Consider the following 22,367-nt stretch of genomic DNA (forward strand, 5'->3'; position numbering starts at 1 on the left):
AGCCGCGATCTGGCACAACCGCCATACAGGCCAGCCGATCACCCGCTCGCTGATCGCCTACGACCACTAACCCGACTTAGGACTTACTCGTCTAGCTGAGCGCTATCGCCACCACGCCGCCGAGGATCACCCCGGCGGCCATCAGCCGGCGCCGCAGGTCGCCCTCGGCCAGCAGCCTGCCGCCGAGCAGCACCGCGATGAGCACGCTCACCTCCCGCGCCGGCGCGACCACGCTGACGGGCGCCATGGTGAAGGCGAACAGCACCAGGAGGTACGACAGCGGCATCAGCACCGCCGACGCCATGATCCGCCACCGGTGCTCACGCCAGACGCCCGCGATCATGCCCCGCCTGCGCCCGAGGACGGCGGGCGCCAGCAGCGCCACCCGCCCCGCCTCGCCGAGCGGCGTGAGGAGCAGCGGCGCCACCCCGAAGGCCCCGACCACCTGGGCGTCCCACACCGTGTAGCCCGCGATGAACAGCCCGGTGAGCAGCCCGAACAGGATGCCGGGCCCGTCGGCGCGCCCGCCGCCGCTCATCAGGAACACCCCCACGCCGACGAGCACGATGCCCAGCCCGCCGACGAGCCCGGGCCGCTCGTGGAGCACGACGACGGCGAAGGCGCTGGCGAGCATCGGCCCGGTGCCCCGGGCGATCGGGTAGACCACGGACAGGTCGCCCTTGAGGTAGCCGCGCTGGAGCGCCACGAAGTAGGCGGTGTGCAGGGCGGCGCTGACGGTCACGACCGCCAGGTCGCCCCAGGCCGGCACGTCGCCGGTGACGAGCACGTAGCCGGCGCCCACCGGCGCCCACAGCGCGGTCGAGGCCACCGCGACGATCCACACGAACACGACCCCGTCGACCCGGGATGCCTGCTTGCTGAGCAGGTTCCACGAGGCGTGGCAGACGGCGGCGACCAGGACGAGAGACATGGCGAGGGGGCTCACGACCTCCCACCCTTTCACGCCCGCCGCCGCGCTAGGCTGGCCACACCATGGCTGAGACGACCGTCGTTCACCTGCTGCGGCACGGTGAGGTCCACAATCCCCAGGGCGTCCTGTACGGCAGGCTGCCCGATTACCACCTGTCGGAGCGCGGGCGGCAGATGGCCGAGATCGTCGCCAAGTCGGTGGCGGGCCGCGACATCGTCGCCCTGTTCAGCTCGCCCCTGGAGCGCGCCCAGGAGACGGCGGCCCCGCTGGCGGCCTCGCTCGGCATGGAGCCGGAGCTCGACGAGCGCCTGATCGAGGCGGCCAACTTCCTCGAGGGCAAGGTGGTCGCCGGCTTCATGCGCAGGCCGGAGAACTACCGCTACTTCCTCAATCCGCGCAGGCCCTCGTGGGGCGAGCCGTACGTCGAGGTCGTGGCCCGCATGCGCTCGATGATCCTGGCGGCGCGCAAGCAGGCGCGCGGCCACGAGGCGGTGCTGGTCAGCCACCAGCTGCCGATCTGGGTGAGCCGCCTGGCCGCCGAGGGCAGGCGGCTGTGGCACGATCCGCGCCGCCGCCAGTGCGAGCTCGCGAGCCTGACGAGCTTGACCTTCGACGGCGACCGGCTGGTGAGCGTCGGCTACAGCGAGCCCGCCAGGAGTCTCATCCAGGGCCCTACTGTGCCGGGCGCCTGACGTCGCCGGTAGAGTTGCAAGCTCTACCGCTTGTAGTACAAGGAGATCTTCCTCCGTGCGCGCTGCCTCCCTCGCTTTCGCACTCCTCGCCGTCGTCGCCACGGGCTGCGCGGCAGGTCAGGATGGCCAGCCGCAGGCGGGCGACACCCGCTTCGTCGCCGGCGACGGCAAGATGACGATCTTCGAGGCGGCCGACCGCAAGCCCGCGCCCGCGATCGAGGGCCCGACGCTCGACGGCGGCACCGCCTCGCTCAAGGCGCTCCAAGGCAAGGTCGTCGTGCTCAATTTCTGGGCCTCCTGGTGCAACCCCTGCCGGGCCGAGGCGCCGATCCTCAAGGACGTGGCGGCCAAGACCAAGGCGAGCGGCGTGGAGTTCCTGGGCATCGACTTCAAGGACAGCAAGGCCGAGGCGCTGGCGTTCGAGAAGAGCGAGCAGCCCGGCTACCCGAGCCTGTTCGACCAGCCGGGCAGGCTCGCGCTGGCCTTCCAGGGCACCATCCCGCCCGCCGCGATCCCCTCCACGCTGATCATCGACGAGCAGGGCCGCATCGCCGCCCGCGCGCTGGGCGCGGTCAAGTACACCGACCTGATGAACGCCGTCACCAAGGTGCGCGATGAGTGACCTCGTCGACGCCTGGTCGCAGACCGTCGCCTCCGGCTCGCTGCTCCTGGCCTTCCCGATCGCGGTCCTGGCGGGGCTGGTCTCGTTCCTGTCGCCGTGCGTGCTGCCGCTGGTGCCCGGCTACCTGTCGTACGTCACCGGCATGAGCGCCGACCCGCGCCGCGGCCGCCTGGTGACCGGCACGCTGCTGTTCGTGGCGGGTTTCGCCGCCGTCTTCGTCGCGGGCGGCGCGCTGTTCGGCGGGCTCGGCTCGCTGCTGTACGGCGGAGCCGACGTGATCACCCGCGTCGTGGGTGTGCTGACCATCGTGATGGGCCTGGCCTTCCTCGGTGTGCTGCCCGGCTTCATGCGCGACGTGCGCATCCACCGCGCGCCCACCGCGGGCCTGGCGGGCGCCCCGCTGCTCGGCGTGGTGTTCGGCCTGGGCTGGACCCCGTGCATCGGCCCGATGCTCGCCGTGGTGCTCTCGCTGAGCGTCACCGAGGGCAGCGCCGGACGCGGTGCGCTGCTGGCGGTCGCCTACGCGCTGGGCCTGGGCATCCCCTTCATCGTCGCCGCGCTGGCCTACAGCAAGGCGCTGTCCACTTTCAAGGCGATCAGGCGGTACACCCCGATGATCACCCGGATCGGCGGAGGCCTGCTGGTGGTCGTCGGACTGCTGCTCGTGACCGGACTGTGGGGCCAGCTGGTGGCCTCGATGCAGTCGTGGATCGGCGGATTCAGGCCGGTGATCTGATGGCTGTGGAAACTCCCGAGAAGGCTGCCCAGCAGCCGAAGGGGCTCGGCGTGGTCGGCTGGCTACGCTGGATCTGGCGCACGCTGACCTCGATGAAGACCGCGCTGATCCTGCTGTTCCTGTTCGCGCTGGCCTCCATCCCCGGCTCGCTGGTGCCGCAGCGCGGCGTGGAGCCGGAGAAGGTCGCGCAGATCTACCAGAACGACCCGGCGCTGGCCGAGTGGTACGAACGGCTGTCGCTGTTCGACGTCTTCACCTCGCCGTGGTTCGCCGCGATCTACCTGCTGCTGTTCACCTCGCTGATCGGCTGCATCATCCCGCGCACCCTCACCTTCGTGAAGGAGCTGCGGCGCAGGCCGCCGGAGGCGCCGCGCAACCTGTCGCGCCTGCCGCACCACGCGCCGGTCGACGTCTCGCTGGAGGAGGCGGCCCGCCGCCTGCGCAAGCTGCGCTTCCGCGTGCAGACCGGCGATGGCTGGGTCTCCGCCGAGAAGGGCTTCCTGCGCGAGACCGGCAACCTGCTCTTCCACGTCTCGCTGCTCGGCCTGCTGGTCGCGGTCGGCATCGGCTCCCTGTACGGCTACCGCGGCAACGTGCTGGTCGTCGAGGGCGACGGCTTCGCCAACACCGTGGCCACCTACGACCGTTTCATCCCGGGCTCGCAGGTCAACGCCGAGTCGCTCGAACCCTTCTGGTTCACGCTCGACGACTTCAAGACCAGCTACTCGGCCACCGGCCAGGAGCTCGACTACTCCGCCTTCCTCAAGGTCAACGACACCGACGACTACGAGCTGAAGGTCAACGAGCCGCTGGAGATCAACGGCACCCAGACCTACCTGATCGGCCACGGCTACGCCCCGATCATCAAGGTCACCGACGGCAAGGGCGACGTGGTCGCCGACCGCGCGGTGCCCTGCCTGATCCTGGCCAAGGCCACGCTGCAGTCGGAGTGCGTGGTCAAGCTGCCCGACGCCCAGCCCTCGCAGCTGGGCCTGTACTTCAACTTCCTGCCCTCGAGCGACGGCCACGGGGCTTCGTACCACCCGGCGGCGCTGGAGCCCGAGCTGCGCCTGATGGCCGTCTTCAGCGGCGACCTCGGCGCCCGGTCCGGCATCCCCGCCTCGGTCTACCAGATCGCCCCCGAGGAGGTGCTGGCCAAGATGAAGCGCAGCTTCATGGGCTCGCAGCCACTCAAGGTCGGCGATTCGTTCTCGCTGCCCGACGGCACCGCGAAGGTCGAGTTCACCGGGGTGAGGGAGTGGATGACGCTCCAGATCGCCTACGACCCCGGCCGCACGCCCGCGCTGGTCTCCGCCGTGCTGGCCGTCGTGGGCATCGTGTTGTCGCTCATGATCCGCCGTCGCCGCGTCTTCGTGCGCGCCGGCGAGGTCGGCGCGCTCACCCGCACCGAGGGCTCCGCGGCGGGCTTCGCCGAGGAGTTCTCTGACATCGTCAAGGTCCTATCCGATGGAGACAGGGATGTCCGTTGAGATGATGGCCGAGGTGAGCGACACGCTCATCCTCGTGTCCGTCCTGGCCTACCTCGCCGCCATGATCGGCTTCGCTCTGGAGCTGGCGTACGGCAAGGCCCGCGCGGAGAAGCCGCAGAAGGTCGCGGTCGGCGCGGCCGGAGCGGAGGCCGAGCCGGGCGAGCAGGAGCGCACCCCGGAACCTCCCGCCTGGGCGCTGACCGCGGGCAAGGCCGCGCTGCTGGTGGCCTGGATCGGCGCGCTCGCCAACCTGCTGGCCATCGTGCTGCGCGGCCTGGCGGTGGGCCGGTGGCCCTGGGGCAACCTGTACGAGTTCGTGATCTCGATCAGCTTCGCCGCCGTGGCCGCATTCCTGATCACGCAGACCCGCTACAACGTCAAGGTCCTCGGCACGTTCGTGATGATCGCGGGCACGCTCGGGCTCGGTGCGGCGGTGAAGTTCTGGTACACCACCGCCGGCCCCGTCGTCCCGGCGCTCAACTCCTACTGGATCGCCATCCACGTCACCGCCGCGATCCTGGCCACCGGCCTGTTCGTGGTGGCCGCCGTCGCGGGCATCCTGTACCTGGTGCGCGGCGACGGCGTCTCCCGCCTGCCCGCCCGCGCCGACCTGGAGCGCATCGCGCACCGGGCGATCGTGCTGGCCTTCCCGCTGTGGACCTTCGCCGTCATCGCGGGCGCCATGTGGGCCGACAAGGCCTGGGGCCGCTACTGGGGCTGGGACCCCAAGGAGGTGTGGGCCTTCATCACCTGGGTGGCCTACGCCGCCTACCTGCACGCCCGCGTGACGGCAGGATGGCGCGGCAGGTCGGCCACGGTCGTGCAGCTGCTGGCCTTCGGCTGCCTGCTGTTCAACCTCATCGGCGTCAACATCTTCCTGGGCGGGCTACACAGCTACGCCGGTGTCTAGCAGTTCGATCACTCCCGTCGAACCCTCGTCGGGATGCCCGGCGGCCAGCCGCCTGGCCATCAGGTCCATGTAGGGCGTCAGCAGCTCGGGGCTGACGCCCTGCTCCTCGGCGGTGCGCAGCAGGGTGGCATTGCCCTCGACCATCATGGCGAGGTTGGAGGTCACCCCCGTGACGTAGTCGCCGCTGACGAGCTGCGCGGCGATCTCGTCGGTGACAGGCCCCATCGCCGCCAGCCATCCGGTCAGCAGCGGGGCGAACTGCTTCAGGTCGACCTGCTCGCCGCGTACCAGGGCGAAGGCGTGCGAGATGCCGGCGAACAACCCGGTCATCGCGCTGAGCAGGGCGATGTCGTAGAGCGCCGCCAGCCCCGCGTCGGCACCGGCGTAGCGGGTGCCCAGGGGGACGGCCAGGGTGTCACGGTGGGCCTCGAACACCTCCGCGGGCCCGCTGTAGAAGACGTAGCCACCCGCCTCGGGCACGCCGACCATCGGCGGCACCGCCATGATGCCGCCGTCGAGGTAGCGCGCGCCCCGGTCCGCGGCCCACTCGGCACGCGCCCTGGCCTCGGCGGGCGTGCTCGTCGTGAGGTTGACCACGTCCTTGCCCGCCAGGTCGGCCCCCGCCAGGGCCTGCCCGACCGACGCGTCGTCGAGCAGCACCACGATCACCAGGTCGGACGCGGCGACCGCCTCGGCGGCCGTGTCCGCCACGTGGACGCCCTCGATGGCTCGCGCCCTGCTCGCCGTACGGTTCCACACGGTCACGCCGGCACCGGCCGCCAGCCACGAACGGATCAGAGCGGCACCCATCGCACCGGCGCCAAGAACAGAGATATTCATGCCGATTAGGCTGGCTTCCGGAGCTGCAGCCAGCAAGTACGCACTTTCGAGTGCGTGGTTACCGGAGGGTTAGTGATGAGGCCGGGGGCTTACCACTGCGGGATCGACGCGGCGATGGACGTGATCGGCGGCAAGTGGAAGGTGCTGATCCTGTGGGCGCTGGAGGACCGTCCGCACCGGTTCGGCGAGCTGAGACGCGAGGTCGGCGCCACCGAGAAGGTGCTCGCGGCCCAGCTGCGCGAGCTGGAGGTCGACGGGATCGTGCACCGGCGGGTCTTCGACGAGGTGCCGCCGCACGTGGAGTATTCGCTGACCGAGCTGGGTGTCTCGCTGAACGAGGCGCTGGCGCCCCTCGGTGAGTGGGGGCGCCGCAACGTGCTGGCGGTGAAGGCCGCCGGCTAGTCTTCGCCGCGCATGCGTCGTTCGAGGTCCTTGAGGAAGTCGGGGTCGTCGTCGGGGCCCTTCGGGGGCTGCGCGGGAGGCTGGGGCTCGCCGCCGAGCCGCGGAGACCTCATGCGCGGGGCGCGCGGACCCTGCGGGCGGCCGAGCATCAGCCAGAACAGGCTGCCGATGATCGGGACGAGGACTATCACGAGGACCCAGAGCACCTTCGGCAGGTTCCTGGTCTCCTCCTCGGGCGTGGTGATGACGTCGAAGAGCGAGTAGAGCCAGAAGGCCAGCACCGCAAGGCTGATAAGAACACCTGCCATGCCCGCACTGTAAGCCATTCCGGGGCCGTGCGAGACCTGTCGCAGGAGGGGGAGCACGTCGTAACCTTCTGGGCGTGATGTCGCGCTCGGATGACGGCGGCCGCCATCGGCGGGGGAGCTGGTGGCGGCGAGGCTCCTACCTGTTCTCCCGGCGCAAGGACGCGCCCAGGGGTTCCGACCGCTCCATCTGGGTCGACAAGCCCGAGCGGGCGCCTGAGCGGCTCCCAGCGGCCGTCGTGGACCGGCCTCAGTACACCTGGCAGGACTTCGAGCTGGCCTACGAGTCGCCGCGGGCCCAGCCCAACCGGCCCGACTCGCCGCCGAGGGGCGACGGGCTGCAACACTGCGGCAAACTGGAGCGCATCCTGCACCGCCAGTGGGACGCGCGGCGCGGGCCACCGTCCGCCGATGCCGTACGAGCCGTGGAGAGCCTGGCGCGGCTGCCCGACCGGCTCAAGGAGCTGCTGGCCGACCGGCTGGAGGGCATCTACGTGGGGCCGGGCGGCGTGCCCGAACTCGACGACATGGGCTACCTGCGCGGTGCGCCGCTGCCGTCGGGGCGGGCCACGTGGGACATCTGCGCGGGCGCGTACGGCGACCGCAAGATCGTGGTGGGGGATCGCCCCTCGCCCACGCCCGACGTGATGATGCACGAGGTGGGGCACGCGATCGACGACGTCGACGCCGCGTATGGCGATTGGGTCTCCGACTCGCCCCAGTTCATGGCACTCTACGATCGGGCCAGACCGTTACTGGCCTCCTCGTTCCACCGGCAGGGCGGCGGGCTGGGGCGCAAGGAGTTCTTCGCCGACGCCTTCGCGGCGATCGCGTCGAGGCAACGCCCCGCGCTGGTCGACATGCTGAGCGGCGACACGAGGCTGGCGCTCGACATCATGCTCTTCTTCAACCGGCGCTACGGGATTTAGGTGGTCACCCATGTACGTCATCCGCCTCGCTGACGGGACCCTGCGCGTGCCGCAGAGCGTCACCAGCGAAGACGGGCGGTTGATCGGCAATGCCTACGTCGAGCTCTCTCCCGACGACCCCGACTACGACAAGTGGGTGGGGGAGTCGGTCACCGAGGACGAGCTGGCCGAGCGGCAGAAGCGCTGGGCGGCGGAGAACGACGAGCTGGAGCGGGAGTTCCAGGAGTACAAGGCCCAGAAAGAGGCGCAGCGCGAATCCGAGCGGTGACCCTGCGGTTGTGACGCAGGATCACCGATGACGGAACGTCAGACGCGCGGGGACTCGCCCGTCGGCCTGTCGGCCGTGAGCACGTCCTCGCCACGAAGAAGGGCATGAACTTCCGATTCACGGAAGCGCCGGTGCCCTCCGGGGGTGCGGATGCTACTGATGCGGCCTGCCGCGGCCCAGCGCGTCACCGTCTTTGGGTCTACCCGGAAGAGGGCGGCAACCTCACCCGGGGTCAGCAGACGCTCGCTGCTACTCTCCACCAATCTCTCCCCCTCGCATCCCGCTTCCTGCCAGCGGGCGGACAGGTAACCAGTGTGTCGAGCGAAGCCTGATTTATCCGTGGTTTCAGCCAATGATCCACGGTTGTTACCAGCTGACTGCCCGATTGTTATATGATAGAGCCTCTTTGGGGCTCTCGTGGGTGTTTCTTTACGAAAGCACCTGACTGGGAACAGTAGCAGCGCACGCGCCGGATGCGAAGAGCGGACACCCGCGAGGCCGAGTAATCTCGACCTGTGCATCCCGTCCTCGTTTACACCTTGTCCCGAATCGGCCTGTTCGTCGTCAGCCTCGGGCTTCTCTTTCTCCTCGGCGCCAGAGGGATTCTGCTCCTGGCTCTCGCCTTCGTGGTGAGCGGAGTCGCCAGCTATGTGCTGCTGTCGAAGCAGCGCGACGCGGTGAGTTCGAAGATCAGCAACAGGCTCGACCAGCCCAAGCCCACAGAAGGGGCCTAAGGCAGGGGGAACATGCCAATCCGGGCATGGTACTCCTGACCAAGCCGCGTTGTGTCACTACCGACGAGTAGACCGTCGCGGTGCGCAAGAAATGCTTTGACCCCGATGCCGCGTTCGCGACCGGGATTCCAGCCGAGCGCCTTTCCGGTCGTGGGATGAATCGCCCCGATGCCTTCGCGCTCCACCGCTCCGTGCCCCGCTGAATCGCGGCCGAACGGGTTGTCGAGCCACCGCTGGTGACCACCCACATATACGGCCTTGCCGGTCACGGCCACCGAGTACAACGAGTCGCCGCCCGTGTGGTTGACCCACGTGGGATCGATGCCCGTGCCCTTGGCGTACGTCTCGAACCTGGCCGTCGTGTCGCACATCTTGCCGGGCCCCGCCGGGCCGCCCGTCGTCACCACCGCGAAGTAGCGGCCGTCGGGCGACAGGTCCAGGCCGCGCACGTACGACGGGAAGACGTCCATGCACTCGGGCTCGTAGGCGTCGGTGTGCCAGTCGGCGACCTTCGCCGAGCCGGTGTCGATCACCCCCAGCTGCGGCCGCGGCAGGCCGTCGAGCGTGGTGAAGGTGCCGTCGACCACCAAACGGTCCTTGGAGACCGCCATGGCGTGGACCTTGACCCGCGGGGTGCGCGGCGCGCCCGCGACGATGTCGAAGGCCGGATCCGCCGCACCGGTGCCGGCGTCGAGCCTGGCCAGTGCCGTACGCGGGCGGACGAAGTCGCCGCCCACGTACAACTGCGCGCCGCGGCGGGCCAGCGCGGTCACCATGCCGCCGGAGACCCTGGGAGAGAAGCCGCGTACGGCGCCGCCGTCCGACAGGCGCAGGCGGCGCAGCTTGGCGGTCGGGAAGTCGCCGCCCACGTAGACGGTGCCGTCGGCGCCCGCCGCCAGCGCGTGCACCGGACCGTCGAGCCCGGGCGCGAACGCCTCCTTGACGCGGCCGGTCCGCAGGTCGAAAGCGAACAGGTTGTCGCGCGGATAGGTCCTGCTCCTGGAGGCGTCGGCCACCTCGCTGAAGGATCCGCCCACGACAACCGTGTCACCGACCAGGGCGAGCGCGTTCACGATGCCGTCGAGGACGTGCGGGGTGTAGTCGACAGGATCGGCGGTGACCACGCGGGCGTGGGCGACCGGAGTCATGGCGAGCGCCGCCGCAAGGACCGTACGGGCAATCATGCGCCAAGTCCTAGCACACTCTTTGTAACGACATTGCTACTTTACGCGTTTGCCCGTGCCGTGCGCGGGGCCGTCACGCGCGGCCTCTAGGCTTGACGCATGACCCGTAGGCTTGACGCATGACCCGCGCCCAGTTGGACAAGAAGCCGCACGAGGTCGCCGCGATGTTCGATCGCACGGCCCGCCGCTACGACCTGGTCAACGACGTGATCTCGATGGGCCAGGTCAGGTTGTGGCGCAAGGCCGTCGCCTCCGCGGTCGACGCGGGCCCCGGCGAGGTCGTGCTCGACCTGGGCGCCGGCACGGGCACCTCCACCGACTCCTTCACCACGCTGGGCGCCAGGGCGATCGCCTGCGACTTCTCCATGGGCATGCTCGCCACCGGCGTCCGCCGCAGGGGCGGCAACGCGCTGTCGGGCGACGGAGTGCCGTTCATCGCCGGCGACGCGACCCGGCTGCCGTTCGCCGACGACTCGTTCGACGCGGTGACCATCTCGGTGGCGTTGCGCAACGTCAACGACACCGAGGGGGCGCTGCGCGAGATGCTGCGGGTGACCAGGCCGGGCGGGAGGCTGGTGATCCTGGAGTTCTCGCACGTCACGATCAAGTCGTTCGATGTGGTGTATCGCGAGTACCTGATGCGGATGCTGCCGAAGGTGGCCAAGGTGTTCGGGTCGAACGACGACTCTTATGAGTACCTGGCCGAATCGATCCGTGACTGGCACGACCAGCCTTCGCTCGCGGCGGTCATCCAGCGGGCGGGGTGGGAGAGGGTCGCGTGGCGCAACATGTCGCTCGGAATCGTGGCTTTGCATCGCGGCTACAAACCCTGATGCCACGTACCCGGTAAAAGGCGTTAGACTGCCGGGCGGTAAAGTTTGTGAAGACCTTCACAAAGCGTCAACTTAGGACAGTCCCGTGACCGTGCCAGCCGCACTACAGGCTGACGCCGACGTCATCGTCGTCGGCGCCGGTCCCGCAGGCTCCGCTACCGCGTTCTACCTCGCCCAGGCCGGTCTGGACGTGCTTCTTCTGGAGAAGACGACCTTCCCGCGCGAGAAGGTCTGCGGCGACGGCCTGACTCCCCGAGCCGTCAAGCAGCTCATGAACATGGGCATCGACTTCGACGCCCCCGGCTGGGTGCGCAACAAGGGCCTTCGGGTGGTCGGCGGCGGGCACCGCTTCGACCTCGACTGGCCCCAGCTGGAGCGCTTCCCCGACTTCGGCCTGGTGCGCACGCGTCAGGACTTCGACGAGATCCTCGCGGACAACGCTGTCAAGGCCGGCGTGCGCCTGATGCAGGGCGTCACCGTGACGGGCCCGGTCCTCGACGACCGCAGCGGCCACATCGTGGGCGTGACGACCAAGGACGGCGCCACCTTCAGGAGCCGCCTCGTGGTCGCCGCCGACGGCAACTCCACGCGGCTGGCCCTGGCGATGGGCCTGCACAAGCGTGAGGACCGCCCGATGGGCGTGGCCGTGCGCACGTATTACACCAGCCCCCGCCACGACGACGACTACCTGGAGATCTGGCTGGAGCTGTGGGACGAGGAGACCCTGCTGCCCGGCTACGGGTGGGTCTTCGGCGTCGGAGATGGCACCGCGAACGTCGGTCTGGGGTTGCTGAACACCAGCGACCACTTCAACAAGGTCGACTATCGCGACCTGCTGCGGCGCTGGACCAAGAACATGCCGGCCGAGTGGGGCTTCACCGAGGAGAACATGACCGCGCCGATCCGTGGCGCGGCCCTCCCGATGGCCTTCAACCGGCAACCGCACTACACCCGGGGCCTGGTGCTGGTCGGAGACTCCGGGGGCGCGATCAACCCGTTCAACGGCGAGGGCATCGCCTACGCCATGGAGACGGGCGAGATCGCGGCCGAGGTCATCGCTCGGGCGCTGAAGGCGCCCGGGAGGGCCGAGCAGGAGCGCATCCTGCGGACCTATCCCAAGACCCTCAAGGACGCTTATGGCGGATATTTCACCTTGGGCAGGTTGTTTGTCGAGGCGATTGGGAAGCCGGGTCTGATGAGCTTTGGAGTACGGCACGGACTGCCGCACCCGAGGCTGATGCGCTTCGCGCTGAAGCTCCTTGGTAATCTCACCGACCGGCGAGGCGATGCGTCAGACCGGATCATCAACGCACTCTCGAAGGTCGCCCCGCGCGCATGAACAGATCAGCCACCCGGCAAACTTGTCAGTCACACATCCTTGAGGAGGCGTAGCGGTGGACCTTTATGTGCCCATCCTGGTGCTCGCCGTTCTCGCTGGAGGGTTCGCGGTCTTCTCCGTCGCGATCGCTCCTTTCACCGGTCCCAAGCGCTGGAACCGCGCCAAGCTTGACGCATACGAATGCGGCATCGAGCCGACGCCCCAGCCTGTCGGTGGCGGACGGTTCCCGCTCAAATACATGGTCACCGCGATGTTGTTCATCGTGTTCGACATCGAGATCATCTTCCTTTACCCGTGGGCCGTGTCCTTCAAGGCACTCGGGGTGTTCGCGCTGGTCGAGATGCTGCTGTTCATCGTGACCGTGCTCGTCGCCTACGCGTACGTGTGGCGGCGCAAGGGCCTGGAGTGGGACTGAGACATGGGACTTGAAGAGAAACTCCCCAGCGGATTCATCCTCAGCACTGTTGAGCAGGTCGCGGGCTGGGCGCGCAAGAACTCTGTATGGCCGGCCACCTTCGGTCTCGCCTGTTGCGCCATCGAGCTGATGGCCACCGGTGGCCCCCACTACGACCTGGCGCGCTTCGGTATGGAGCGCGCTTCCGCGTCTCCCCGCCAGGCCGACCTGATGATCGTGGCGGGCCGCGTGTCGCAGAAGATGGCGCCGGTGCTGCGCCAGATCTACGACCAGATGGCCGAGCCCAAGTGGGTCATCGCCATGGGCGTGTGCGCCTCCTCGGGCGGCATGTTCAACAACTACGCCATCGTGCAGGGCGTGGACCACATCGTCCCGGTCGACATCTACCTGCCGGGCTGCCCGCCGCGGCCGGAGATGCTGATCGACGCGATCGTGAAGCTGCACGACAAGATCCAGAACACGAAGTTCGGCGCGCACCGTGCCAAGCAGATCGACGAGCTCGAGCTCAAGGCTCTGCGCCAGCTTCCGCTCATCGACCAGGGGACCGCCAAATGACAGTGCCTGCCGTACCTGAAGAGCCGGTGGCGCGTCACGGCATGTTCGGCGCCCACGACTCGGGCGACACCTCCGGTTTCGGTGGCCTGGTCGTCCGCCGCCCGCCGCAGCTGTCCACGCCTCGTCCCTACGGCGAGTACTTCGACGACGTCGTCGACACCCTCGCGCTCGACGACGCGATCGAGCGGGTCGTGGTCGACCGCGGCGAGCTGACGCTCCACGTCAAGCGCGAGCGCCTGCCGGAGGTCGCCCAGAAGCTGCGCGACGACGCGGCGCTGCGCTTCGAGATGTGCCTGGGCGTGTCGGGCGTGCACTACCCGCACCTCGCGGGTGAGGAGCTGCACGCGGTGTACCACCTGCTGTCGATCACCCACAACAGGCGGGTGCGCCTGGAGGTCAGCGCTCCCGACGCCGACCCGCACATCCCATCGCTCGTCGGCGTCTACCCGACGAACAACTGGCACGAGCGCGAGACGTACGACTTCTTCGGCATCGTCTTCGACGGCCACCCCGCGCTGACCCGCATCATGATGCCGGACGACTGGGACGGGCACCCGCAGCGCAAGGACTACCCGCTCGGCGGCATCCCGGTCGAGTACCGCGGCGCCGAGATCCCCGCGCCGGACCAGAGGAGGACCTACTCATGACGACGACTGAGGGCAAGATCTATTCAGTCGACGGCGGCGACTGGGACCAGCTGGTCAGCGAGGTGCGCGACTCCGAGGACGAGCGCCTCATCATCAACATGGGCCCGCAGCACCCGTCGACCCACGGCGTGCTCCGGCTCGTGCTCTCCCTCGACGGTGAGACGGTGACCGAGGCGCGCGGCGTCATCGGCTACCTCCACACCGGCATCGAGAAGAACATGGAGTTCCGGACGTGGACGCAGGGCGTCACGTTCGTCACCCGCATGGACTACCTCGCGCCGATCTTCAACGAGACGGCCTACTGCCTGGGCGTCGAGAAGCTGCTGGGCATCACCGACCGCATCCCGGAGCGCGCCCAGGCCATCCGGGTGCTGACGATGGAGCTCACCCGCATCTCCTCGCACCTGGTCGCGATGGGCACGTTCGGCATGGAGCTGGGTGCGACCACGCCGTTCCTCTTCGGCTACCGCGACCGCGAGCTGATCATGGAGCTGCTGGAGTACATCACCGGCCTGCGCATGAACATGGCCTACATCCGGCCCGGCGGCGTGAGCGTCGACCTGCCCGCGGGCGCCGTCGACAAGGTCGGTGAGTTCCTCAAGGAGATGCCCAAGCGGATCAAGGACATCCGCAAGCTCCTCGACGAGAACCCCGTCTACCTGCGCCGCACCAAGGACGTCGGCTACCTCGACCTGACCGGCTGCATGGCGCTGGGCATCACGGGACCGATCCTCCGCTCCGCCGGCCTGCCGTGGGACCTGCGCAAGTCGCAGCCCTACTGCGGCTACGAGACCTACGACTTCGACGTCGCCGTCGAGACGAGCGCCGACGTGTTCGGCCGCTACCTGGTCCGCATGAAGGAGATGGAGGAGTCCCTCAAGATCATCGAGCAGGCTCTCGACCGGCTCGCCGGTCCCCTGAAGGGCCAGCCCGTGATGATCGAGGACAAGAAGATCGGCTGGCCCGCGCAGCTCGCGCTCGGACCCGACGGCTTCGGCAACTCGCCCGACCACATCGCGCACATCATGGGCCAGTCCATGGAAGCCCTGATCCACCACTTCAAGCTGGTGACCGAGGGCTTCCGTGTGCCGGCCGGCCAGGCGTACGCCAGCGTCGAGTCGCCGCGCGGCGAGCTGGGCGCGCACGTGGTCAGCGACGGCGGCACCCGCCCGTACCGCGTGCACTTCCGCGAGCCGTCCTTCACGAACCTGCAGTCCTTCCCCGCCATGGCGGAGGGCGGCCAGGTCGCCGACGTCATCGCGGCCGTGGCCTCGATCGACCCCGTCATGGGAGGTGTGGACCGGTGACTTACGCACCGGAAGTCCGAGAGCGTCTCGAGCGCGACGCCAAGGAGATCATCGGGAAGTACCCGAAGACGCGCTCGGCGCTGCTGCCGCTGCTGCACCTGGTGCAGTCGGAGGACGGCTACGTCTCCGACGACGGCCACGAGTTCTGCGCCGAGATGCTGGGCATCTCCAAGGCCGAGGTCGTGGGCGTGTCGACGTTCTACACCATGTACAAGCGCAAGCCGATGGGCGAATACCACGTCGGCGTCTGCATCAACGCGCTCTGCGCGGTCATGGGCGGCGACGAGATCTGGGACGAGCTCAGCGAGCACGTCGGTGTCGGCCACGACGAGGCGACCGCCGACGGCAAGATCTCGCTCGAGCGCCTGGAGTGCAACGCGGCCTGCGACTTCGCGCCGGTCATGATGGTGAACTGGGAGTTCTTCGACAACCAGACGCCGCAGTCGGCCAAGCAGCTCGTCGACGACCTGCGCGACGGCAAGAGCGTCTCGCCGACTCGCGGCCCTTCCAAGCTCTGCTCGTTCAAGCAGGCTTCGCGCGTGCTGTCCGGCCTGCCCGACGACCTGGCCGGTGACGGCCCGTCGGCCGCCGGAGCGTCGCTGGAGGGCCTGAAGGTCGCCAAGGCCAACGGATGGAAGGCCCCCGAGGCATGAGCACTACTCTGACGCCGGTCCTCACCGCCAACTGGGACCAGCCGAACTCGTTCACCCTCGAGGGCTACGGGCCCTACGAGGCGGCGAAGAAGGCCCTGGCGATGGACCCCGACGCCGTCATCCAGGCGGTCAAGGACTCCGGCCTGCGCGGCCGAGGCGGAGCCGGATTCCCCACCGGCATGAAGTGGGGCTTCATCCCGCAGGGCGACGGCAAGCCGCACTATCTGGTCGTCAACGCCGACGAGTCGGAGCCGGGCACCTGCAAGGACATCCCGCTGATGATGGCCAACCCGCACTCGCTGGTCGAGGGCGTCATCATCACATCCTTCGCGATCCGCGCCAACCACGCGTTCATCTACGTGCGCGGCGAGGTCCTCCACGTCATCCGCCGCCTGCACGCGGCCGTGCGCGAGGCCTACGAGAAGGGCTACCTGGGCAAGGACATCTTCGGCTCCGGCTACGACCTGGAGCTGGTCGTCCACAGCGGAGCGGGCGCCTACATCTGCGGCGAGGAGACGGCTCTGCTCGACTCGCTGGAGGGCTTCCGTGGTCAGCCGCGACTCAAGCCCCCCTTCCCCGCGGTGGCGGGCCTGTACGCCTCGCCCACTGTGGTCAACAACGTCGAGTCGATCGCCTCTGTTCCCTCGATCGTCGCCAACGGCGCCGACTGGTTCGCCGGCATGGGCACCGAGAAGTCGAAGGGCTTCGGCATCTTCTCGCTCAGCGGCCACGTGACACGGCCGGGGCAGTACGAGGCCCCGCTCGGGATCACGCTGCGCGAGCTGCTCGACATGGCGGGCGGCATCCGCGAGGGTCACCAGATCAAGTTCTGGACGCCCGGCGGGTCGAGCACGCCGATCTTCACCGACGAGCACCTCGACGTGCCGCTCGACTTCGAGGCGGTCGGCGCCAAGGGCTCGATGCTCGGCACCCGCGCGCTGCAGATCTTCGACGAGACCACCTGCGTGGTCCGTACGGTCCTGCGCTGGACGGAGTTCTACGCGCACGAGTCCTGCGGCAAGTGCACGCCCTGCCGTGAAGGCACCTACTGGCTCAAGCAGGTGCTCAAGCGGCTGGAGAAGGGCGAGGGCACGGAAGACGACCTCTCGCTCATCACCGACATCGCCGACAACATCCTCGGCCGCTCCTTCTGCGCGCTGGGCGACGGTGCGACCAGCCCGATCCACTCGTCGGTGAAGTACTTCCGCGACGAGTACCTGAAGCACTTCGAGATCGGCGGCTGCCCGTTCGACGCGAAGAAGTCCACTCTCTGGGGTGACTCATGACCGATTTGGTGACCCTGACGATTGACGGTTTCTCCGTCAGCGTTCCGAAGGGCACTCTGATCATCCGGGCGGCGGAGCTTCTCGGGATCCAGATCCCGCGCTTCTGCGACCACCCGCTGCTCGACCCGGCGGCCAACTGCCGCCAGTGTCTCGTCGACATCCCCGACGCGGGCAACGGCCGCGGCTTCCCCAAGCCGCAGCCCTCCTGCGCCATCGAGGTCGCCGAGGGCATGGTCGTGCAGACGGCGCTGACCTCGCCGGTGGCGGAGAAGGCCCAGCGGGCGGCCATGGAACTGCTGCTGATGAACCACCCGCTCGACTGCCCGGTCTGCGACAAGGGCGGCGAGTGCCCCCTGCAGAACCAGGCGATGTCCAACGGGCAGGGCGAGTCCCGCTTCCATGAGCACAAGCGCACCTTCCCCAAGCCGATCTCGCTGTCGACGCAGGTCCTGCTCGACCGCGAGCGCTGCGTGCAGTGCGCGCGGTGCATCCGCTTCTCCGACGAGATCGCCGGCGACCCGCTCATCGAGTTCTTCGAGCGCGGGGCCAAGGAGCAGGTCCGTACGGCCGACGGCAAGCCGTTCAACTCCTACTTCTCGGGCAACACCATCCAGATCTGCCCGGTCGGAGCGCTGACCTCGGCGGCCTACCGCTTCCGCGCCCGCCCGTTCGACCTGGTCTCGACCCCGTCGACGTGCGAGCACTGCGCCGGTGGTTGCGCCCTGCGCACCGACCACCGCCGCGGCCGCGTCACCCGCCGCCTGGCCGGCAACGACCCGGCGGTGAACGAGGAGTGGAACTGCGACAAGGGCCGCTTCGCCTTCACCTACGCGACGCAGCCCGACCGCCTGCGCACCCCGCTGATCCGCGACGAGGAGGGCCAGCTGGTCCCCGCCTCGTGGCCCGAGGCGCTGGCCGTGGCCGCGCGCGGCCTGGCCGCCGCACGCGGCAGGACCGGCGTGCTCGTCGGCGGACGCCTGACCGTCGAAGACTCGTACGGCTACAGCAAGTTCGCCCGCCTGGCGCTCGCCACGAACGACATCGACTTCCGCGCCCGGTCCCTGAGCGCGGAGGAGACGCAGTTCCTCGCGCACGCGGTGGCGGGCAAGGGCATCGAGCTCTCCTACACCGACGTCGAGAACGCTCCGGCGGTCCTGCTCGTCGGGTTCGAGCCCGAGGACGAGTCACCCATCCTCTTCCTGCGCCTGCGCAAGGCATGGAGGAAGAAGGGCCTCAAGGTCACCTCGATCGCGCCGTTCGCCTCCGCCGGTCTGGCGAAGATGGGCGGCACCCTGATCAAGACCGCCCCGGGCGGCGAGGCCGACGCCCTGGGCTCGGTCGAGCTGGCCGAGGGCACCGTGATCCTCGCGGGCGAGCGCCTGGCCGCCGTGCCCGGCGCGCTGTCGGCCCTGGCGCGGCTCAGCGCCTCGTCCGGCGCCAAGCTGGCCTGGATCCCGCGCCGCGCCGGTGAGCGCGGAGCGATCGAGGCCGGCGCGCTGCCGAACCTGCTGCCGATCGGCCGCCCGGTCGACGACGAGTCCGCCAGGGCCGAGGTCGCCCTGGCGTGGAACGTCACCTCGCTGCCGTCGGCTCCCGGGCGCGACACCACGGGCATCCTGACCGCGGCGCTCAACGAGGAACTCGACGCGCTGGTCGTCGCGGGCGTCGACCCGTACGACCTGCCCGACCCGGCCGCCGCGCTCGCGGCGCTGGAGAACACCCCGTTCATCGTCAGCCTGGAGATCCGCGCCAGCGCCGTCACCGACCGCGCCGACGTGATCCTCCCGGTCGCGGCGGTGCAGGAGAAGAGCGGCACGTTCGTCAACTGGGAGGGCCGCGGGCGCATCTTCGAGCGCGCCATCAAGGTGCCCGGCCTGATGAGCGACCTCGAAGTGATCTCCGCGATCGCCGACCACATGGACGTCCACCTGGGGCTGCCGGACGCCGCCGCCGCACGCCGCGAGCTCAGCTCGCTCGGCGCATGGCGCGGCTCCCGCGCCGCGGCACCGAACCTGTCGGGTACGGCTTCCGCCGCGCCGCAGGCCGGTCAGGCGCTGCTGGCCAGCTGGCACCTCATGCTCGACGGGGGCCGGCTGCAGGACGGCGAGCCGTACCTGGCCGGGACCGCCCGTCCGGCGGAGGTGCTGCTGTCCGAGTCGACCGCCGCGGAAGTCGGCGTCTCCGATGGCGACAAGCTGGTGGTCGCCGGAACTGTCGGTGGGCTCGGGCAGAGTGTGACCCTGCCGGTCAGGATCGCCGATCTGCCTGACCGCGTCGTGTGGGTGCCGGCCAACTCCGGCGGTTCTTCCGTCCTGGGAGCCGCCTCCGGTGACATCGTCACTATCGGGAGCGCTTCATGATCCACCTGGCTACTGATCCGACCCTTTCCGATTTCGGGAAGGATCCGCTCTGGATCACCATCGTCAAGACGGTCTTCTTCTTCGTCCTGGTGATGCTCGGCATCCTGTTCGGCGTCTGGTACGAGCGCAAGCTCATCTCGCGCATGCAGCACCGCTACGGCCCCAACCGGGCCGGCAAGTTCGGCCTGCTGCAGTCGGTGGCCGACGGTCTGAAGATGGGTCTGAAGGAAGACCTCTTCCCGAACACCGTCGACAAGGTGCTCTACCTGCTCGCGCCAGTGATCATGGTGATCCCGGCGTTCCTCGCCTTCTCCATCACCCCGTTCGCGGGCATGGTCAACCTGTTCGGCGTCGAGACGCCGCTGCAGCTGCTCGACCTGCCGGTCGCGGTGCTGTTCATGCTGGCCATGGGCGCCATCTCGGTCTACGGCGTGGTGCTGGCCGGATGGTCGTCGCGCTCGCCGTACGCCCTGCTCGGCGGTCTGCGGTCGGCGGCCCAGGTGGTCTCCTACGAGATCGCGATGGGGCTGTCCTTCGTGGGCGTCTTCCTCTTCGCGGGCACGCTGTCGACCTCCGAGATCGTCGGCGCGCAGGGCGACCTGTGGTACGTGATCCTGCTGCTGCCGTCGTTCCTGATCTACGTGGTCTGCATGTTCGGCGAGGCCGCCCGCATCCCGTTCGACCTGCCCGAGGGTGAGGGCGAGCTCGTCGGCGGCTTCCAGACCGAATACTCCTCGTCGCTGAAGTTCGCGCTCATCATGATGGGCGAGTACCTCCACACCTTCACCGCCGCCGGCATCGCGGTCACGCTCTTCCTGGGCGGCTGGCACTCGCCGGTCGGGTTCCTGCCCGACGACGGTTACTGGGGCTTCCTCTGGTTCTTCATCAAGTTCGCGCTCGCCTTCAGCTTCGTGGTCTGGGTGCGCGCCTCGCTTCCGCGAGTGCGCTACGACCAGCTGATGGCGCTCGGCTGGAAGGTCCTGATCCCGGTCAACCTGGCCTGGCTGCTCCTGGTGGCCGGCATCCAGACCGTCCGCGGCCAGGACATGGGCACCGGCGACTGGTACTGGGCGGTCGGCATCACGGCGCTCATCCTCATCGCCGGGCTGGCCATCTGGGCCCGCTTCGACACGGCCAACCAGCGCCGCAAGGAAGTCAAGAAGACCGAGGTCGACGAGGAGTACGAAACCCTCAGGAGCGAGCCGGAGGCCGGCGGATTCCCGGTTCCGCCGCTCGACCTGCCGCACTACCACGGCGTCACCCGCAAGGAGGTGTCCAGTGGGAGCAACTGACTGGCTGAACCCCATCAAGGGCTTCGGGGTCACCTTCCACCACATGTTCAAGAAGCCCGTCACGACGAACTACCCGGAGGAGAAGAAGCCCACGGCTCCTCGCTTCCACGGTAGGCACCAGCTCAACCGCTGGCCTGACGGGCTCGAGAAGTGTGTCGGTTGCGAGCTGTGCGCGTGGGCGTGTCCGGCTGACGCGATCTATGTCGAGGGCGCGGACAACACCGAGGAGGAGCGTTTCTCTCCCGGTGAGCGCTACGGACGCACCTACCAGATCAACTATCTGCGGTGCATCCTGTGCGGTCTGTGCATCGAGGCTTGCCCGACTCGGGCGTTGACCATGACCAACGAGTACGAACTCGCCGACACCTCGCGTGAGAGCCTGATCTACACCAAGGAGATGCTCCTCGCGGACCTCACTCCCGGTATGGAGCAGCCTCCGCATCCGATGCGTCTCGGTGAGACCGAAGAGGACTACTACCGGCTGGGACGTACCAATGGGTGAGCAAGTCACATTCTGGGTGCTCGCCGTCGTCTCCGTCGGTGCGGCACTCGGCATGGTGTTCAACCGCAAGGCGGTGTACTCCGCGCTGATGCTCGGCACGGTGATGCTCTGCCTGGCCGCGCTCTACGCCGTGCAGGAGGCGCCGTTCCTGGCCGCCGTGCAGATCATCGTCTACACCGGCGCCATCATGATGCTCTTCCTGTTCGTGCTCATGCTGGTCGGTGTCGACTCCGCCGACTCCCTCGTCGAGACCCTCAAGGGGCAGCGCTTCTGGGCGGCCGTCGCCGGCCTGGGCTTCGCGGTCCTGCTGGTGCTGGCCTTCGGCAACGCGGTCTTCACCGCGCCCTCCGGGCTCGGTGCGGTCTACCAGGAGAACGGCGGAGCGGTCGGCTCGCTGGCCAGGCTGATCTTCACGCGCCACGTGTTCGCCTTCGAGGTGACCTCGGCGCTGCTGATCACCGCCGCGCTCGGCGCGATGGTGCTGGCGCACCGCGAGAAGCTGCGCTCCCGGCCCTCGCAGAAGGAGCTGGCCCGCGCCCGCTTCCTCGACGGCAACGACCCGTCGCCGCTTCCCGGCCCCGGCACCTACGCCCGCAACAACGCGATCGACATGCCGGCGCGCCTGCCCGACGGCACCCTCTCCGAGCTGTCGGTCAACCGCACCATCGCCCGCCACGACGTGGAAGACGGGCACCTGCCCGCCGACCCGGAGCTGGCCGAGGCGATCCGCCACGCGGCCGAGCCGGAGTTCGCCGAGACGGCCCGCGTCAAGCGCGAGCTCGACGCGGAGAGCTCCGCCGCCGAGGAGGAAGCCAAGTGACGACGGAGTATCTGGTCCTGTCCGCGATCCTCTTCGTGATCGGCGCTGTCGGCGTGCTGATCCGGCGCAACGCGATCGTGGTGTTCATGTGCGTCGAGCTGATGCTCAACGCGTGCAACCTTGCGTTCGTCACCTTCGCCCGCCAGTGGGGCAACCTCGACGGCCAGATCATCGCCTTCTTCGTGATGGTGGTGGCCGCGGCCGAGGTTGTGATCGGCCTGGCGATCATCGTGACGATCTTCCGGACCCGCAGGTCCGCGTCTGTCGACGACGCGAACCTGCTGAAGTACTGAGGGGCGACCGGTGGAAAATCCT

Annotated in this window: 27 protein-coding genes; 22 read left to right on the plus strand and 5 right to left on the minus strand. The window is 68.8% G+C overall.

Going from position 1 to position 22,367, the window contains the following annotated elements; translation table 11 throughout:
* Positions 1-91 precede the first annotated feature (91 nt).
* Positions 92-946 carry a DMT family transporter gene (locus HNR30_RS46060; protein ID WP_181616580.1) on the minus strand — a complete coding sequence of 285 codons (855 nt, stop codon included), beginning with the start codon at positions 944-946 and terminating at the stop codon, positions 92-94.
* Between the two features lie 47 nt (positions 947-993).
* Between HNR30_RS46060 and HNR30_RS46065 the strand changes: the two genes are divergently transcribed.
* From HNR30_RS46065 to ccsB, 5 genes are read left to right on the plus strand one after another with little or no spacing between them, the layout of a single operon-like run.
* Positions 994-1,623: a histidine phosphatase family protein gene (locus HNR30_RS46065; protein WP_181616581.1), complete on the plus strand. Its 630-nt coding sequence runs from the start codon at positions 994-996 to the stop codon at positions 1,621-1,623.
* Between the two features lie 55 nt (positions 1,624-1,678).
* Positions 1,679-2,245: a TlpA family protein disulfide reductase gene (locus HNR30_RS46070; protein ID WP_181616582.1), complete on the plus strand. Its 567-nt coding sequence runs from the start codon at positions 1,679-1,681 to the stop codon at positions 2,243-2,245.
* Complete coding sequence (locus tag HNR30_RS46075; RefSeq protein WP_181616583.1) at positions 2,238-2,981, plus strand: cytochrome c biogenesis CcdA family protein; 744 nt, start codon at positions 2,238-2,240, stop codon at positions 2,979-2,981. Before HNR30_RS46070 ends, HNR30_RS46075 begins: the two co-directional genes overlap by 8 nt.
* Positions 2,981-4,471 carry a cytochrome c biogenesis protein ResB gene (resB, locus tag HNR30_RS46080; protein ID WP_181616584.1) on the plus strand — a complete coding sequence of 497 codons (1,491 nt, stop codon included), beginning with the start codon at positions 2,981-2,983 and terminating at the stop codon, positions 4,469-4,471. The genes HNR30_RS46075 and resB overlap by 1 nt, the downstream gene beginning before the upstream one ends.
* Positions 4,461-5,381, plus strand: a complete 921-nt coding sequence (ccsB, locus tag HNR30_RS46085) for a c-type cytochrome biogenesis protein CcsB (protein ID WP_181616585.1) — start codon at positions 4,461-4,463, stop codon at positions 5,379-5,381. The genes resB and ccsB overlap by 11 nt, the downstream gene beginning before the upstream one ends.
* Here the strand turns inward: ccsB and HNR30_RS46090 are convergent.
* Entirely contained in the window at positions 5,358-6,221 is an 864-nt protein-coding gene (locus HNR30_RS46090) for an NAD(P)-dependent oxidoreductase (RefSeq protein WP_181616586.1), read from the minus strand. The genes ccsB and HNR30_RS46090 overlap by 24 nt on opposite strands.
* A 75-nt stretch (positions 6,222-6,296) precedes the next feature.
* On the opposite strand from HNR30_RS46090, the gene HNR30_RS46095 reads away from it, so the two are divergent.
* Positions 6,297-6,623: a winged helix-turn-helix transcriptional regulator gene (locus HNR30_RS46095; protein WP_181616587.1), complete on the plus strand. Its 327-nt coding sequence runs from the start codon at positions 6,297-6,299 to the stop codon at positions 6,621-6,623.
* Here HNR30_RS46095 and HNR30_RS46100 read toward each other — a convergent pair.
* Entirely contained in the window at positions 6,620-6,931 is a 312-nt protein-coding gene (locus HNR30_RS46100; RefSeq protein WP_246380410.1) for a PLDc N-terminal domain-containing protein, read from the minus strand. The genes HNR30_RS46095 and HNR30_RS46100 overlap by 4 nt on opposite strands.
* Positions 6,932-7,008: 77 nt before the next feature.
* On the opposite strand from HNR30_RS46100, the gene HNR30_RS46105 reads away from it, so the two are divergent.
* Together HNR30_RS46105 and HNR30_RS46110 are read left to right on the plus strand one after the other, a co-directional pair.
* Positions 7,009-7,857 (plus strand): hypothetical protein, encoded by an 849-nt coding sequence (locus tag HNR30_RS46105; protein WP_181616589.1) that lies wholly within the window; start codon positions 7,009-7,011, stop codon positions 7,855-7,857.
* A 10-nt stretch (positions 7,858-7,867) separates the two neighbouring features.
* Complete coding sequence (locus HNR30_RS46110; protein WP_181616590.1) at positions 7,868-8,125, plus strand: hypothetical protein; 258 nt, start codon at positions 7,868-7,870, stop codon at positions 8,123-8,125.
* Between the two features lie 38 nt (positions 8,126-8,163).
* On the opposite strand, the gene HNR30_RS46115 is transcribed toward HNR30_RS46110, so the two are convergent.
* Positions 8,164-8,385 (minus strand): BldC family transcriptional regulator, encoded by a 222-nt coding sequence (locus HNR30_RS46115; RefSeq protein ID WP_181616591.1) that lies wholly within the window; start codon positions 8,383-8,385, stop codon positions 8,164-8,166.
* 255 nt (positions 8,386-8,640) lie between these two features.
* Between HNR30_RS46115 and HNR30_RS46120 the strand changes: the two genes are divergently transcribed.
* Complete coding sequence (locus HNR30_RS46120; protein ID WP_181616592.1) at positions 8,641-8,859, plus strand: DUF4229 domain-containing protein; 219 nt, start codon at positions 8,641-8,643, stop codon at positions 8,857-8,859.
* Here HNR30_RS46120 and HNR30_RS46125 read toward each other — a convergent pair.
* The gene (locus HNR30_RS46125) at positions 8,856-10,043 is read right to left on the minus strand and encodes a hypothetical protein (protein WP_181616593.1); all 1,188 of its coding nucleotides are present in this window, start codon (positions 10,041-10,043) and stop codon (positions 8,856-8,858) included. The two genes, HNR30_RS46120 and HNR30_RS46125, sit on opposite strands and share 4 nt — an antisense overlap.
* Before the next feature lie 119 nt (positions 10,044-10,162).
* On the opposite strand from HNR30_RS46125, the gene HNR30_RS46130 reads away from it, so the two are divergent.
* From HNR30_RS46130 to nuoK, 13 genes are all read left to right on the plus strand, one after another.
* Positions 10,163-10,876: a demethylmenaquinone methyltransferase gene (locus HNR30_RS46130; protein ID WP_181616594.1), complete on the plus strand. Its 714-nt coding sequence runs from the start codon at positions 10,163-10,165 to the stop codon at positions 10,874-10,876.
* Positions 10,877-10,961: 85 nt separating this feature from the next.
* Positions 10,962-12,215, plus strand: coding sequence for a geranylgeranyl reductase family protein (locus tag HNR30_RS46135; protein WP_181616595.1), 1,254 nt, complete (start codon positions 10,962-10,964; stop codon positions 12,213-12,215).
* A gap of 55 nt (positions 12,216-12,270) precedes the next feature.
* The gene (locus HNR30_RS46140) at positions 12,271-12,630 is read left to right on the plus strand and encodes an NADH-quinone oxidoreductase subunit A (protein ID WP_181616596.1); all 360 of its coding nucleotides are present in this window, start codon (positions 12,271-12,273) and stop codon (positions 12,628-12,630) included.
* 3 nt (positions 12,631-12,633) lie between these two features.
* Positions 12,634-13,185 (plus strand): NuoB/complex I 20 kDa subunit family protein, encoded by a 552-nt coding sequence (locus HNR30_RS46145; RefSeq protein ID WP_181616597.1) that lies wholly within the window; start codon positions 12,634-12,636, stop codon positions 13,183-13,185.
* Complete coding sequence (locus tag HNR30_RS46150; protein ID WP_181616598.1) at positions 13,182-13,832, plus strand: NADH-quinone oxidoreductase subunit C; 651 nt, start codon at positions 13,182-13,184, stop codon at positions 13,830-13,832. The genes HNR30_RS46145 and HNR30_RS46150 overlap by 4 nt, the downstream gene beginning before the upstream one ends.
* A complete protein-coding gene (locus HNR30_RS46155) occupies positions 13,829-15,139 on the plus strand; it encodes an NADH-quinone oxidoreductase subunit D (RefSeq protein WP_181616599.1) in 1,311 nt (436 codons plus the stop codon). The genes HNR30_RS46150 and HNR30_RS46155 overlap by 4 nt, the downstream gene beginning before the upstream one ends.
* Positions 15,136-15,792, plus strand: coding sequence for an NADH-quinone oxidoreductase subunit NuoE (gene nuoE / locus HNR30_RS46160; RefSeq protein WP_181616600.1), 657 nt, complete (start codon positions 15,136-15,138; stop codon positions 15,790-15,792). The genes HNR30_RS46155 and nuoE overlap by 4 nt, the downstream gene beginning before the upstream one ends.
* Positions 15,789-17,078, plus strand: coding sequence for an NADH-quinone oxidoreductase subunit NuoF (gene nuoF, locus HNR30_RS46165; RefSeq protein ID WP_181616601.1), 1,290 nt, complete (start codon positions 15,789-15,791; stop codon positions 17,076-17,078). The genes nuoE and nuoF overlap by 4 nt, the downstream gene beginning before the upstream one ends.
* A complete protein-coding gene (locus HNR30_RS46170) occupies positions 17,075-19,438 on the plus strand; it encodes an NADH-quinone oxidoreductase subunit G (RefSeq protein ID WP_181616602.1) in 2,364 nt (787 codons plus the stop codon). The genes nuoF and HNR30_RS46170 overlap by 4 nt, the downstream gene beginning before the upstream one ends.
* Positions 19,435-20,730 (plus strand): NADH-quinone oxidoreductase subunit NuoH, encoded by a 1,296-nt coding sequence (gene nuoH / locus HNR30_RS46175; protein WP_181616603.1) that lies wholly within the window; start codon positions 19,435-19,437, stop codon positions 20,728-20,730. The genes HNR30_RS46170 and nuoH overlap by 4 nt, the downstream gene beginning before the upstream one ends.
* Positions 20,717-21,232: an NADH-quinone oxidoreductase subunit NuoI gene (nuoI, locus tag HNR30_RS46180; RefSeq protein WP_181616604.1), complete on the plus strand. Its 516-nt coding sequence runs from the start codon at positions 20,717-20,719 to the stop codon at positions 21,230-21,232. The genes nuoH and nuoI overlap by 14 nt, the downstream gene beginning before the upstream one ends.
* Complete coding sequence (locus tag HNR30_RS46185; protein ID WP_181616605.1) at positions 21,225-22,052, plus strand: NADH-quinone oxidoreductase subunit J; 828 nt, start codon at positions 21,225-21,227, stop codon at positions 22,050-22,052. Before nuoI ends, HNR30_RS46185 begins: the two co-directional genes overlap by 8 nt.
* Complete coding sequence (nuoK, locus tag HNR30_RS46190; protein WP_181616606.1) at positions 22,049-22,345, plus strand: NADH-quinone oxidoreductase subunit NuoK; 297 nt, start codon at positions 22,049-22,051, stop codon at positions 22,343-22,345. Before HNR30_RS46185 ends, nuoK begins: the two co-directional genes overlap by 4 nt.
* Positions 22,346-22,367: the final 22 nt, after the last annotated feature.

The sequence above is a fragment of the Nonomuraea soli genome, from assembly GCF_013761175.1.
Taxonomy (GTDB): Bacteria; Actinomycetota; Actinomycetes; order Streptosporangiales; family Streptosporangiaceae; genus Nonomuraea; species Nonomuraea soli.

Excerpts from the sequence above, each read along its gene's own strand:
- HNR30_RS46065 (WP_181616581.1), top strand. The coding sequence starts at position 994 with ATGGCTGAGACGACCGTCGTTCACCTGCTGCGGCACGGTGAGGTCCAC.
- HNR30_RS46075 (WP_181616583.1), top strand. The coding sequence starts at position 2,238 with ATGAGTGACCTCGTCGACGCCTGGTCGCAGACCGTCGCCTCCGGCTCG.
- resB (WP_181616584.1), top strand. The coding sequence starts at position 2,981 with ATGGCTGTGGAAACTCCCGAGAAGGCTGCCCAGCAGCCGAAGGGGCTC.
- ccsB (WP_181616585.1), top strand. The coding sequence starts at position 4,461 with ATGTCCGTTGAGATGATGGCCGAGGTGAGCGACACGCTCATCCTCGTG.
- HNR30_RS46090 (WP_181616586.1), bottom strand. The coding sequence starts at position 6,221 with ATGAATATCTCTGTTCTTGGCGCCGGTGCGATGGGTGCCGCTCTGATC.
- HNR30_RS46095 (WP_181616587.1), top strand. The coding sequence starts at position 6,297 with ATGAGGCCGGGGGCTTACCACTGCGGGATCGACGCGGCGATGGACGTG.
- HNR30_RS46100 (WP_246380410.1), bottom strand. The coding sequence starts at position 6,931 with ATGGCAGGTGTTCTTATCAGCCTTGCGGTGCTGGCCTTCTGGCTCTAC.
- HNR30_RS46105 (WP_181616589.1), top strand. The coding sequence starts at position 7,009 with ATGTCGCGCTCGGATGACGGCGGCCGCCATCGGCGGGGGAGCTGGTGG.
- HNR30_RS46110 (WP_181616590.1), top strand. The coding sequence starts at position 7,868 with ATGTACGTCATCCGCCTCGCTGACGGGACCCTGCGCGTGCCGCAGAGC.
- HNR30_RS46125 (WP_181616593.1), bottom strand. The coding sequence starts at position 10,043 with ATGATTGCCCGTACGGTCCTTGCGGCGGCGCTCGCCATGACTCCGGTC.
- HNR30_RS46130 (WP_181616594.1), top strand. The coding sequence starts at position 10,163 with ATGACCCGCGCCCAGTTGGACAAGAAGCCGCACGAGGTCGCCGCGATG.
- HNR30_RS46145 (WP_181616597.1), top strand. The coding sequence starts at position 12,634 with ATGGGACTTGAAGAGAAACTCCCCAGCGGATTCATCCTCAGCACTGTT.
- HNR30_RS46150 (WP_181616598.1), top strand. The coding sequence starts at position 13,182 with ATGACAGTGCCTGCCGTACCTGAAGAGCCGGTGGCGCGTCACGGCATG.
- HNR30_RS46155 (WP_181616599.1), top strand. The coding sequence starts at position 13,829 with ATGACGACGACTGAGGGCAAGATCTATTCAGTCGACGGCGGCGACTGG.
- nuoF (WP_181616601.1), top strand. The coding sequence starts at position 15,789 with ATGAGCACTACTCTGACGCCGGTCCTCACCGCCAACTGGGACCAGCCG.
- HNR30_RS46170 (WP_181616602.1), top strand. The coding sequence starts at position 17,075 with ATGACCGATTTGGTGACCCTGACGATTGACGGTTTCTCCGTCAGCGTT.
- nuoH (WP_181616603.1), top strand. The coding sequence starts at position 19,435 with ATGATCCACCTGGCTACTGATCCGACCCTTTCCGATTTCGGGAAGGAT.
- HNR30_RS46185 (WP_181616605.1), top strand. The coding sequence starts at position 21,225 with ATGGGTGAGCAAGTCACATTCTGGGTGCTCGCCGTCGTCTCCGTCGGT.